Origin of the sequence: Paenibacillus dendritiformis, from assembly GCF_015845845.1 — a bacterium.
Lineage (GTDB): Bacteria > Bacillota > Bacilli > Paenibacillales > Paenibacillaceae > Paenibacillus_B > Paenibacillus_B dendritiformis_C.
On record NZ_LDIG01000126.1, the window covers coordinates 30,890 to 42,506 of the forward strand.

Here is an 11,617-nt window from a genome sequence, read left to right on the forward strand (position 1 = left end):
TGCATCCCCCATATTCATATGATGAAGCCGCAGGACCCCTTATTTGGCCAGATAGCCACGCTCGACCGCCTGCTGAACCAGCTTTTCGGCGAGTCGGCCCAATTGCTGCGAGCCCTCCTTGATTCCGCCGATGCGCGCCAGCACCCGTTCGCTGGTGATCCCATGCTCCTGCCACGATTTCCCTTCGGTCGTGTAGTTATGAATCAGCGGCTGCAGCCGGTCCAACGCGGCCGCATATTGCGCCTCCGGCGTCTGGCGCTGCTCGAATTCCATCCAAAGCTGCATCATCTCATTCTTCTGCTCCTCCGGCAGCATGCCGAACAGCCTTTTCGCGGCCTTCGACTCTCGGGCGAATTTGTCTTCCTGTCCTTGCGCATCATAGGCAAACGTGTCGCCTGCGTCAATCTCCACGATATCGTGAATAATGAGCATCTTGAGCACGCGCAGCAGGTTCAGGTTCCGCTCGTTGGCGTACTCATGCAGCAGTATCGCCATCACTGTCAGATGCCAAGTATGCTCGGCGTCATTCTCATGCCGGCTCCGATCCAGCAAATAAGACTGCCGAAAGACCGATTTCAATTTATCCACTTCTTTGATGAATTCGATTTGCATTTCCAGTCTATCCTGCATGGATGCCATGATCGTTCAATCTCCTTCAATGGCTGTATTTCTCCGAGATAGCAAGTTCCCGGCCGCGCTCCTCCCCTTGGGGGCGGCTGGCCCCCGTGTCCCGTTCTCCTCGGCCTTTTACCGTTCATCCCGGTGAATGACAGCGACGCTGGTCTGGCGGTTATTGAACGGATCGTAGCCGTTCAATATCCGGCCATGAATGATGCCGTAGCGGCCCAGACGCTTATGGAGCCACGCTTCCGGCTCTTCGTAAGCTCCGGTCTTCAGCAGAAGCAGCTTCCCCTCCGGGGCCACATGGTGCTCCAGCAAAAAATGAATGTACTCTTCTTCGTACTTCTCCGGCACAATATCGAGCATTGTCGCCACATAATCGAAGCGCCGCTCCGGGATCCAGGCAAAGGCGTTGCCGACATAGAAATGATCCGCATAGGCCGGCAGACGTTCCTTCGCCAGTTCAATCAGCTTCTCGGAAATATCGAGTCCGTAAGGATCAATGGCAATGCCCCGCTCCTTCGTCCACTCGATGACAGATTCCAGCAAATAACCGTTGGCGCACCCGATATCCAGGAAGGATCCGGAATGCTCGACGGCATCGGCCACCGGCTTGCGCAGCGCCTTCCAGCGTTGTTCCGGTCCTGACATTCCCGATTGCTTCCAAGGCTCATCCGCACCATATGACAAATAAACCGCTTCCGTTTCCGCCTTCACCTGCTCGCACCATTGTTCCAATTCTTCGGGAATCGCTCTGTAGGGCATATGCAGTCCTCCTCTAATTAAAATAACGGCGGCTGCGCCTCGCATAGATCCATAATGGCCGGATAAGGAGCAGCCGCCCAACCTGCATGACCTGCACGACGGACAATATATATCGTTTCTTGACAAGAAGCATCGCATATTTCAACCCCCTGCGTCAACTTACGCCCAGCTGCCGTTCGATAAGGCAACCGGATGCGCCGACAGCGGCAGTGCGGGACAAGCGATGATCGGGAAAGAGAAGAGATGAGAAGGGAAGCTTCCGCTCCGATGGAGGTCAGCGGGAAGCGGCACGGCCACAGGCGTATCGCAAGCCAATGCGCAGGAAACCGCATATGGCCGTTCGAGAACAGGGCGCCGCTGGGGTGAAGATCGGGCCGGGGACCCGAGCGGCAAGGATAAGTCTTACCGTGAGCGCGGTATGATGTAGCTTCGCTCGGAACGGATGCATCCGGGCCGGGATATCAACCTTCCACCGCGGCCGCGCTCTCTGCCAGCCGTTCCCGGCGCTCTTGCTCCCGCACCTCGGCGAGGAATTGGCGCACAGCCTCCCGGTACCCCTCCGGATCGGTGGGGTAGGCCGTCGCATGCACGGCATCATCGACGATATGCAGCCGTCTGATGCCCTTCGTCTTCGCGTGATACAATTCGACGCTCATCGAGGTGGGCACGAAATCATCCTTGCCGCCATGGATGAGGAGCAGCGGAATGTCCAGCTCCCGAATCCGGTCCACAGGCTTGACGTCGCGCATGGAGAAGGCCGCCCGGCGCCGCAGCTTCCGATCGAGCATGCCCATGAAGGGAAACAGCGGCACCCGGTTCAAATCCTTCAACTGGTACCGCATCAGCTTCTCCAGGTCCGAGTAGGGACAGTCGGCAATAATGAAGCGGATGTCCGGGTCCATCCCGGCATGCATCAGCACGGTGCCCCCGCCCATCGATTGCCCGTGCAGGCCGATATAGGCGTCCTCGCCCACGCGGCGCCGGACCCATTCGATCCAAGCGTCAAGATCTTCCCGTTCATAATAGCCGTAGGTTGCGTAACGTCCCTCACTCCGTCCATGGCTGCGCTGATCGATAAGCAGCACGTTGAAGCCTTCGTCTGCGAACAGACGGATGAATTGGGACGCATAGCCGTGATTGGCCGTATATCCGTGCACGATAATGACAACCTTCCGGCCTTCGGGGTGGGGTTCGATATAGTACCCCCGGAGCCGGAAACCGTCTTTCGATTCAATGGAGGCTTCTTCCTTCGGCAGCGCTTCGAATTCGCCCCGTGACATCAATCCCATGCCTTCCACCGTGGCGAACGACTCATCGGGAAGAGAGCGCCTGCCCAGCGTCATGCGCCGGAACACATGGCTTCCCAGCAGATTCGCACTCGCAATTACGATAAGCAGGACGCACCCCGCCGCCACATAACTCCACATACGATCATCCCTTTTTTGCTACGATATCATGATGGACAAGCATACAATACTATCCGAAACGCCGTTACTGCCGTTCGAACCGGATATAGCGCGCTCCCCGAACCAGTAACCGCCCGGCCTGCCCTTCTTCCAGCCGGTGGAATTCATTGCGGCTTACCCTCTACTCCACGCACTCCCCATCCTCCAGACGGAATGCAATGTAATGGACAGCCAGCGAATGCCGATGAACATACCCGTCATGGTGCATCCGTTCGTGGCGGAGCTCCATCCGCTTGCCCGCGACGTGAGAGGCTGACGTTCGAACCGGCTGACCGCAACGATGAAGCCACCGCAGCATCCCCCGCAGCACGGCGTAAGCGATAATGCAGACGGCCAGGATCAGCAGCAGCCGAAAAAAGGGGCCTAGAAAGTCTTCAACCGGAAACAGGGATAAGGAGTCCATCTTCTCCCCTCGCTTGCGTAAATCTCGATCTCATTCATGATGGATTGCCTTTACTCCATATTATAACCGGAGCACGGCGGCTATGAGTAACCTATTTTTCCACTCTTCCCCAGATGGCAGCGGGAGATCCCGTCCTTGCCGGCCCTCCCGCTCTAACATGCTCAGAGGACAATCCAATATTTGCAGATGCCGTCGGCAGACCCGGCCAACCGGCCGCCGTTCTTCTCGATTACGCGTCTGGAGGCCATATTGTCTTCATCGCAGGTAAGAAGCACTTCCCGCAAGCCAATCCGTCTCGCCTCGGCCAGCAGGAGACGCAGCATGACCGTGCCGTACCCGCGCCGGCGCGCTTCGGGGCGAATCGCGTAGCCGATATGGCCGCCCCGCTCCCGCAGCGCATCGGTCAGCGCATGCCGCAGCTTGCCGATCCCGACCGGCCAGCCCTGGACATACAGCCAGTACACGTTCTGGGGAACGAGATGCGCGGGAAGACGGCGCCCCTGCGACATCTGTATGCAGGTTTTCAAGTAAGAGCGGAACTGTGTCGGGCGAAGGCCGTATCCGCTGTTGGAGAACCCTTTCTCCCCGGGACCCATCTTCTGCAGCATCTCATAAATATCGCTGCCGTCCGTCAGCGCGAGCGGCCGGAGCTCGATGCCAACGGCCTCCTTGAATTGGGGATACAGCCGCATGATCATGCGCATCGATTCGGACTGAGGCACATGCAGTCGGGTATCCCGATGCAGCGGAACCGCTTCCGTTATGGCGCAGCCGTGCGCCAGCGCTTCGGACAAGGTCGCCCCCCGCTCGATTACGTTCCAGCTCCCGATCGGAATGGACAGCAGTGCCGCGATGTCGTCTCCAGGGGCGAGCGGCTCCGATTCTTCCGCTTCGGCCGCATAGATGCCGTAATAGATGTAGGTTCCGACAGGCAGACCCGGCTTATAAAGCTGCTCCGGCGCCGGATTGGTTGCCCGCTGAAGCAGGAACGGAGCCAGCTCGTCGCGCACCGTGACCGGACGGATGTCACCGGTGTCCATGTCATGAAAATACGTTACTGGCGAGGACTTCAACCGTACCCGTTCGGTTGCCAGCTCCTCTCTCGCCTCCCGCAGCGCGCAGGCGGACATCGTCTCGCCTGGCTCCTGCCCTCCTCCGACGCCGCCGATGCGCAGGACCGGAGCGTAGTGTCCGGCCGGGCTGTTGTCGGCCTCCATATCCGCATTGAGCATCATGACGACGCGATCTTGCCGGATAAGGAAGACGCCTGCGCAGAATGGCTGGTTGAAGGTTAGCGCTTCGATATGAAGCGGCTCCTCCAGGTTAGACATTGCCCGAACCCCCTTTGACGCGAAAGCTAATTGACGAAGGTCGCCTTGACGCGCTTCGATCGGATGAAATACATAATCCAGATGACGCCGAAGAGGGAGCTGCGAACCAATTGGGCAAGAGTGCCCGGGCCATCGGCATCCTGAACCGCCGGAATCAGGCCGCCCAAATAATAGTCGGCAAAGGACGATAAAATGTTCCATATGTACAACACGATAATCATCGTCGGCAGCAGCTTCTTTTTCCGGTAGAACAGAATGAAGACCATAACCAGCAGCATCAGCGTCAACAGGTTGGCGACCGTCTCGAAAATAATGAGCACCGACCACATGGAGTGATAGTATTCCGAATCGGGCGTCGTAAGCAGGCTCCATGTACTCGATTGGTAGATTGGAAAAATTTCCGAGAACAGCAGGTGAAGAATCATAACTAAAGACAGCCACAGCCCGATCTGGACAATAATCAGCCAGCCCGACAACCCTTCATACGAAGGCGCCAGCGGCTGCAGCGGGCGGGGCGGATCGCCGGACGAACCGGCGCGAGGATTCGCGTTCATTCCTTTATTTCCTTTCTCCAATGATATGGACTGGACCCCGCGGTTCAACCTTCTTTAGTCCAATCCGTACTGCTTCATTTTATAGTAGAGCGCGCCGCGGGATATCCGCAGCATCCGGGCTGCCTTCGCCTTGTTCCCGTTCGTTCGCTCGAGCGTCTCGGCGATGCGGGCGCGCTCCCACTCCCCGGAGTGGACACTGAGGGGAAGATCCGGCTCGGTTAATTCATTCAAGGTGGTCAAGCGGGCATAGTCCGGCAACTGGGCGGATGTCACGGCGCCGGATCCGGTCGCGGCCGCCGCGGCGTATTCCATCGCGTTCCTGAGCTGCGACAGATTGCCCGGCCAATCGCAGGCCAATACGGCCGCCAGCGCGTCAGGCGTGAGCTCCGGAGCGGTGATGCCCGCCTTGGCGGCCGCTTGCTGCAGGAAGACCCGGCACAGCTCCGGCAGATCCTGCTTCCGCTCGCGCAGCGGCGGAACCGTATAGAGCTGGAAGGCGTACCGCAAGGAAGGCAGCAGGCGGACCGGCTCCTCCGCGGCGGCTTCGGGCCCGACGGAGCCGCAGATTCGGCACTGCAACGGGACGGAGGCCGTGCCGCCCAGGCGCTCGAAGCGGGACTGGCGCAGTATGGCCGCCAGCTTCTCCTGCATCGACGGAGGAAGCGCGTCGAGATCTCTCAGATAAAGCGTGCCTTCGGCCGCCAGATCCAGCTTCCCTGGCCGCTCTTCTCTTTCCCCCTGATAGCCGAACAATTCGGCCTCCAGCATGCCCTCGGGAATGGTGCTGCAGCTGACCATCACGAAGCGCCCCGTCCGCCCGGCGCTCCGATGCAGCCATTCGGCCATCGAAGTGCGGCCGACTCCGGGCTCGCCAGCGAGCAGCAGCGGCTGCCCGAGGGAGAATGCCGTCTGCAGCCGCTGCAGCATGGCGGAAGGGAAGACGGCAGGCAGCAGCGGCTGGCCTGCCGGATGATGATACATCTCCGCGCTTAATTTCACATAGGACGACACATCCCGTTCAATGGACAAAGCGCCGAGCGGCTGCCCCGCCTCATCCGTGATCGGGGCCGCGTTAATCATGACGTGCATGCCCGGCCGCGGCTCATGATACACTTGATGGACCGCACGGCCGCTTTCCATCACCTGAAAGAGCATAATCGATTCTCTCTGAAAAAAATCTCCTATTTTATGACCGATAATATCGGCGCCGTTGATTCCATAGGTCTCTTCCGCGACCCGATTCCAGTACAGGACCGTTCCTTCGTTGTCAATGACGGTAACGGCATCGTTCATCGCCCCGAGCAGGACGCCCAGCGCGGCTTCCATGATTTCTGACCGACTCATCGTTCATCTCCAAGCAATCAATTTTATTAGATTATGGCAAAACCTCATCCAGATTGCAATGAAAAAGCATTCATTCCCAAGCTTCCGTTTGGCCTAATTTCCATTCGATTCAAAAGAATGTGTTTACATTTCCAATCTTTTGTGATTATATTTAATCATAAATAGAATATGTGTCTGTTTTTTGAACACTTTTTCGTCAGAAGAAGGGAAGAATCGCGGATGGAAAGCTTACTGAGAAATGGTCTATTATTTCTGTCGAAGAATCGGATGGCCAACCGCGCCGCGAAGAAGTACGGCCTGCGCTTCGGGGCCCGCCGCTTCGTCGCCGGCGAGCAGATTGCGGATGCCATCGCGGCGGTCCGGGAACTGAATGAAGCCGGCATCGTGGCGACCTTGGATCATCTGGGCGAGTTCATTCTTACGGAGGAAGAGGCCCTGGAGTCCACCGAATTCTGCATTCGCACGCTGCAGGAGATAAAGAAGAGCGGCGTCCGCTCGAATCTCTCGCTCAAGATGACTCAGCTCGGACTGGATCTGTCGCGCGAGCTGTGCATGCGCAATATGCGGGCCATCCTGGACACCGCCGCCGCTTGCGGCAATTTCGTCCGCATCGACATGGAGGATTACGCGCATAACGAGGCCTCCATCGATATTTTCTGCGAGCTGCGCGAGGAATACGGCGACACGGTCGGTCTCGTCATTCAAGCGTATCTGTACAAGAGCGCCGACGATATTGACAGCCTTCACCGGTTCCGGCCGAATCTGCGGCTCGTGAAGGGCGCCTACAAGGAGTCGCCCGATGTCGCTTACCCGAATAAGGAAGACGTTGACCGCAACTTCATTCACATCATCGAACAACACCTCAGAAATGGCGACTATGCCGCCATCGCCACCCATGACGATAAAATCATCCAGCATGTCAAGCAATTCGTGATCGAGCACAATATCCCGCGCAGCCAGTTCGAATTCCAGATGCTCTACGGCATTCGCACCCAGGCGCAGCGCGATCTGGCCAATGAAGGCTATACGATGCGGATTTATGTTCCGTTCGGCAATGATTGGTATGGCTACTTTATGCGCCGCCTGGCGGAACGGCCGGCGAATGTCGGATTTGTGCTGAAATCTCTTTTCAAGTCGTAGGAGTTATATCACTTCATAATTTATATACTTAGGAGGCGTTATTATGACGATGGTGGAATACCGCAACGAGCCGTTTACCGATTTCAAGCAGGAGCATAACCGCCAAGCGATGCTCGCCGCGCTGGAGCGCGTCCGTGCCCAATTGGGGCGCACCTACCCGCTCAAGATTAACGGTCAGGAGATCATGACCGACAGACGCTCCGCTTCCATTAATCCCGGGCAGCTGAAGCAGGTCGTCGGGTATGTCGCCCAGGCCGACGCCAACTTGGCCCATCAAGCGATCGTCGCTGCGGATGCCGCATTTCTGGATTGGCAGCATGTCGATCCCGAAGTCCGGGCGGGCTACCTGTTCAAGGCGGCGACCATCATCCGCCGGCGCAAGTTCGAGTTCTCCGCCTGGCTCATCTATGAAGTCGGGAAGAACTGGGCCGAAGCGGATGCCGATGTCGCCGAGGCGATCGATTTCCTTGAATTCTATGGCCGGGAAATGATCCGGCTCGCGGGACCGCAGCCGCTGACTCCGCTGCCGGGCGAGGACAACCGGCTGACGTATATCCCGCTCGGCGTGGGCGTCGTCATCCCGCCGTGGAACTTCCCGTTCGCCATCATGGCCGGCATGACCTGCGCCGCCCTCGTCGCCGGGAACACGGTCGTGCTCAAGCCGGCATCGACTTCGCCGGTGATCGCCGCGCGCTTCGTCGAGCTGATGGAAGAGGCCGGACTGCCGGCCGGCGTGCTGAACTTCGTTCCAGGCTCGGGCAGCGAGATTGGCGACCTGCTCGTCGATCATCCGCGCACCCGCTTCGTATCGTTCACGGGCTCCCGCGATGTCGGACTCCGAATTAACGAACGGATCGCGCGCCCGGCAAAGGGGCAGATCTGGATTAAGCGCCTTATCGCCGAGATGGGCGGCAAGGACGGCATCGTGGTGGACAACAGCGCCGATCCGGCCGAAGCGGCAGAGGCGATTGTCGCGTCCGCCTTCGGCTTCCAGGGGCAGAAATGCTCCGCCGGCTCCCGCGCCATCATTCATCAGGACATCTATGAGGAAGTGCTCGGCCATATCATTGAAAAGACGAAGCAGCTGACGGTCGGCCTGCCGGAAGAGAATTATCCGATCGGTCCGGTCATCGATGAGAACGCCTACAACAAAATCCGCGAGTACATGGCGATCGGCGCGTCGGAAGGGCGTCTCGTGGCCGGAGGAGATATCGCCGAAGGCGACGGCTATTACTTGCAGCCGACCGTGTTCGCGGATGTCATGCCGGAAGCGCGCATCATGCTTGAGGAAATTTTCGGCCCGGTGCTTGCCGTCTGCAAGGCGGAAAATTTCAAGCAGGCGATCGATATTTTCAACAACACGGAATACGGGCTGACCGGATCGGTGTTCAGCCGGAACCGCGAGCATCTGGAGTATGCCCGCCGCCATATGCACTGCGGCAATCTGTACTTCAACCGCAAATGCACCGGCGCGCTCGTCGGGGTGCACCCGTTCGGCGGCTTCAACATGTCGGGCACCGACTCCAAGGCGGGCGGACGCGATTATTTGCTCTTGTTCACTCAAGCGAAGCTCGTATCGGAGAAATGGTAAAATAAACAACGGCTTTTCCGCAGAAGCGGAAAAGCTGTTGCTTTGTCATCGCTGGCGGAAAGTCAGTTGGCGGATAGTCAATGGAAGTAGACCATACGGGCGGCCGTTATCCGTCGGCTCCCCTGCTGATCCGGGTTCCCGCCTTGCCTTCCAGGGCGAGATCGGCATTGCGAAGCGACGCGATAATGGCCGTCCCCCCGCTTTCGGCAAAATCGACGGCGGCCTTCATTTTCGGTTCCATGCTGCCTTTGCCGAATTGTCCCGCGGACAAATAGCGGGTCGCGTCCCCGGTAGAAACCGCGCCAAGAGCTTGCTGTTCCGGTTTGCCGAAGTTAATGTACACCTGCTCCACATCGGTTAGCATAATGAACGTATCCGCTCCGATCTCCTTGGCGAGCAGGCTTCCGGTGCGATCCTTATCGATTACCGCATCCACGCCTTCCAGCGTCCCGTCCGCGGCCCGTACAACCGGAATGCCTCCCCCGCCCGCCGCGATAACGATGTGGTTCGCATCGAGCAATTGCCGCATGACCTGACTGCCGATAATGCGGCGCGGAGCAGGAGAGGGAACGACACGGCGCCAGCCGCGGTCGGAATCCTCCTTCACGCTCCATCCTTTCTCCGCCGCGAGCCGTTCGGCTTCCTCCTTATTGTAGAACGAACCGATAGGCTTACTAGGCTGCCCGAAGGCATCGTCGTCGGGGGACACCTCCACGGATGTCACAAGGCATACGACCTGCCGCTCGATCCCCTGCCTCGTTAATTCGTTCAGTAACGATTGCTGCATCATATAGCCGATAAATCCCTGGCTCTCGGCGCTGCATACATGCAGCGGCAGCATAGGGACGGAATCCTTGGCCAATTCGTTCTGCAGCAAAATATGCCCCACTTGCGGACCGTTGCCGTGAGCAAGTATAACGCGATAACCTTTGTGTACGATATTTGCAATAATGGTGCAGCACGTCCGGATATTTTGCAATTGGGTCTCGTAAGTCGCGGTTTGATTGGCTTGCAAAATCGCGTTGCCGCCGAGCGCAATCAGCACGGTCTTCATCCAGGCGCTACCTCCTTTTCTAGTTTGGCAATCGTGCAGTATATGCCCAGAGCGGTATCGATCCCCGACGTGCGGCCCGTGCCGGTCAGCGACCACACGGCTCTGGACACATCGGTTGGCATCCGGCTGCAAAGCGCATTCAGCACCTCCAAAATGCGGCTTCCGAATTGTCCGCTCACAGCGTAATGAAGATACTCGCGGCTAACATCGGTCGTCAGATCCGGATGCCGTGCCAAACGCTCAGCCAGCGTGGACAGAATGACAGCAGATATTAAATATCCTGTTGTGTCTCTACGGCTCCATTTGCTTCGGGAGGCCGGACCTTGGCGACGGAAAGCGGAGTTCGCGTTCAGAGACATGAGAATCACCCCTTGCGTCAATATCGTACGGCAGTTCAAGGCACCCCCCTTCCGGGTTCAAGACAGGTTGTTCGCCTCTTCTTGTAAGCGGATACAACAAATTATAGGCAGGTCTGAGCCGAGGTGAAATGACACGGATGATCAACTTCCTGGATTATATGGTCAAGGAGGCGCGGATTCGTGCTGCCGCTCCGCTCGCGCGCAGGGGAAGCGCCGCGGAACGCCTGCGGCTGCGGGAAGGCGGCCAGACTCGCACGTCGGTAGCCCGATGCAGCGAATTGATATGCGATTGCTGGGTCTATGGGGCGGTAGAGCGCGGAGCCGGAAGCTGGCATACGGAGCAGCAAGGCATGATCGCGCTGCCGACGGGGACATGGTTCATCGTCAAGCCGCAGGTGAAATTCGCGCTGCTTCCTGACGCTGCCGCAGGATGGGTATTGTCTTACTTCTGCTTCGATGGCTCGCGGGCAGAGGAACTGTATCGTTTTTACGCGGACGGGGCAGATGCATTCGGCAGCCCGGAGCCGATGCTGTGGCCGGCCCGGCATGCTCAACTGCGCGCGCTGCTGGAGGCCGGCTCGGAATATTTGCTGGATCGGGCCGGACTGCTGTTCGAATTGCTCGTATTCGATCGGGGAAGCCGGTTGGAGCCGCGGCAGGCTCACGGGAAGGAACATCAATTGCAGGCCGAGCTGCTGGCGCTGCTCGACGATGCGGTGTACGAGCCGATTGAGGATGTAAGGCTGGCTGGCATGGCGAAGATGTCCGTGCCCACGCTTCGCCGCAAAGTCAAAAAATATACCGGCTATACCCTGCATGACTGGGTGCATCGGCTGAAAATAGAAGAAGCAAAACGGCTGCTGCGCGGGAGCGATGCCCCGGTCAAGCATATCGCCGCCTTGCTCCGGTATGAGGATGCCTATTATTTTTCCCGCTTGTTCAAAAAATGGACGGGCCTCTCCCCCCAGCAGTACCGTACCCGGGAATGA

General features: G+C 58.3%; 12 protein-coding genes. 3 read left to right on the forward strand and 9 right to left on the reverse strand.

The annotated features are described in order from the left end of the window. Positions 1–39: 39 nt before the first annotated feature. The 7 genes from ABD76_RS11115 to ABD76_RS11145 all read right to left on the reverse strand — a co-directional run bounded on the left by ABD76_RS11115 (position 40) and on the right by ABD76_RS11145 (position 6,484). Positions 40–639, reverse strand: a complete 600-nt coding sequence (locus tag ABD76_RS11115; RefSeq protein ID WP_197256875.1) for an HD domain-containing protein — start codon at positions 637–639, stop codon at positions 40–42. Positions 640–747: 108 nt separating this feature from the next. Then, positions 748–1,386, reverse strand: coding sequence for a class I SAM-dependent methyltransferase (locus ABD76_RS11120; protein WP_197256877.1), 639 nt, complete (start codon positions 1,384–1,386; stop codon positions 748–750). 461 nt (positions 1,387–1,847) lie between these two features. Then, the gene (locus ABD76_RS11125) at positions 1,848–2,813 is read right to left on the reverse strand and encodes an alpha/beta hydrolase (RefSeq protein WP_197256879.1); all 966 of its coding nucleotides are present in this window, start codon (positions 2,811–2,813) and stop codon (positions 1,848–1,850) included. A gap of 160 nt (positions 2,814–2,973) precedes the next feature. After that, on the reverse strand, positions 2,974–3,255 hold the full coding sequence (locus ABD76_RS11130) for a hypothetical protein (RefSeq protein ID WP_197256881.1): 282 nt from the start codon (positions 3,253–3,255) through the stop codon (positions 2,974–2,976). A gap of 161 nt (positions 3,256–3,416) precedes the next feature. After that, positions 3,417–4,586, reverse strand: a complete 1,170-nt coding sequence (locus tag ABD76_RS11135; protein ID WP_197256882.1) for a GNAT family N-acetyltransferase — start codon at positions 4,584–4,586, stop codon at positions 3,417–3,419. Between the two features lie 26 nt (positions 4,587–4,612). Then, positions 4,613–5,140: a DUF2569 domain-containing protein gene (locus ABD76_RS11140; protein ID WP_197256884.1), complete on the reverse strand. Its 528-nt coding sequence runs from the start codon at positions 5,138–5,140 to the stop codon at positions 4,613–4,615. A 54-nt stretch (positions 5,141–5,194) separates the two neighbouring features. After that, positions 5,195–6,484, reverse strand: a complete 1,290-nt coding sequence (locus ABD76_RS11145) for a sigma 54-interacting transcriptional regulator (RefSeq protein ID WP_242069516.1) — start codon at positions 6,482–6,484, stop codon at positions 5,195–5,197. 219 nt (positions 6,485–6,703) lie between these two features. Between ABD76_RS11145 and ABD76_RS11150 the strand changes: the two genes are divergently transcribed. Both ABD76_RS11150 and pruA read left to right on the forward strand, forming a co-directional pair. Beyond that, the gene (locus ABD76_RS11150; protein WP_197256886.1) at positions 6,704–7,624 is read left to right on the forward strand and encodes a proline dehydrogenase family protein; all 921 of its coding nucleotides are present in this window, start codon (positions 6,704–6,706) and stop codon (positions 7,622–7,624) included. 43 nt (positions 7,625–7,667) lie between these two features. Beyond that, positions 7,668–9,215, forward strand: a complete 1,548-nt coding sequence (gene pruA, locus ABD76_RS11155; protein WP_197256887.1) for an L-glutamate gamma-semialdehyde dehydrogenase — start codon at positions 7,668–7,670, stop codon at positions 9,213–9,215. 106 nt (positions 9,216–9,321) lie between these two features. Here pruA and arcC read toward each other — a convergent pair whose 3' ends face one another. Together arcC and ABD76_RS11165 are read right to left on the reverse strand one after the other, a co-directional pair. Further along, complete coding sequence (gene arcC / locus ABD76_RS11160) at positions 9,322–10,269, reverse strand: carbamate kinase (RefSeq protein ID WP_197256888.1); 948 nt, start codon at positions 10,267–10,269, stop codon at positions 9,322–9,324. Beyond that, positions 10,266–10,628: an oxamate carbamoyltransferase subunit AllH family protein gene (locus ABD76_RS11165; RefSeq protein WP_197256889.1), complete on the reverse strand. Its 363-nt coding sequence runs from the start codon at positions 10,626–10,628 to the stop codon at positions 10,266–10,268. Before ABD76_RS11165 ends, arcC begins: the two co-directional genes overlap by 4 nt. 137 nt (positions 10,629–10,765) lie before the next feature. Here ABD76_RS11165 and ABD76_RS11170 point away from each other — a divergent pair, with 137 nt between their 5' ends. Beyond that, positions 10,766–11,617: a helix-turn-helix transcriptional regulator gene (locus tag ABD76_RS11170; protein ID WP_197256890.1), complete on the forward strand. Its 852-nt coding sequence runs from the start codon at positions 10,766–10,768 to the stop codon at positions 11,615–11,617.

Bases quoted from the DNA above. Each gene is read 5' to 3' on its own strand.
- ABD76_RS11150 (WP_197256886.1), top strand. From the start codon at position 6,704: ATGGAAAGCTTACTGAGAAATGGTCTATTATTTCTGTCGAAGAATCGG.
- ABD76_RS11120 (WP_197256877.1), bottom strand. From the start codon at position 1,386: ATGCCCTACAGAGCGATTCCCGAAGAATTGGAACAATGGTGCGAGCAG.
- ABD76_RS11135 (WP_197256882.1), bottom strand. From the start codon at position 4,586: ATGTCTAACCTGGAGGAGCCGCTTCATATCGAAGCGCTAACCTTCAAC.
- ABD76_RS11130 (WP_197256881.1), bottom strand. From the start codon at position 3,255: ATGGACTCCTTATCCCTGTTTCCGGTTGAAGACTTTCTAGGCCCCTTT.
- ABD76_RS11165 (WP_197256889.1), bottom strand. From the start codon at position 10,628: ATGTCTCTGAACGCGAACTCCGCTTTCCGTCGCCAAGGTCCGGCCTCC.
- ABD76_RS11170 (WP_197256890.1), top strand. From the start codon at position 10,766: ATGATCAACTTCCTGGATTATATGGTCAAGGAGGCGCGGATTCGTGCT.
- ABD76_RS11125 (WP_197256879.1), bottom strand. From the start codon at position 2,813: ATGTGGAGTTATGTGGCGGCGGGGTGCGTCCTGCTTATCGTAATTGCG.
- pruA (WP_197256887.1), top strand. From the start codon at position 7,668: ATGACGATGGTGGAATACCGCAACGAGCCGTTTACCGATTTCAAGCAG.
- arcC (WP_197256888.1), bottom strand. From the start codon at position 10,269: ATGAAGACCGTGCTGATTGCGCTCGGCGGCAACGCGATTTTGCAAGCC.
- ABD76_RS11115 (WP_197256875.1), bottom strand. From the start codon at position 639: ATGGCATCCATGCAGGATAGACTGGAAATGCAAATCGAATTCATCAAA.
- ABD76_RS11145 (WP_242069516.1), bottom strand. From the start codon at position 6,484: ATGAGTCGGTCAGAAATCATGGAAGCCGCGCTGGGCGTCCTGCTCGGG.
- ABD76_RS11140 (WP_197256884.1), bottom strand. From the start codon at position 5,140: ATGAACGCGAATCCTCGCGCCGGTTCGTCCGGCGATCCGCCCCGCCCG.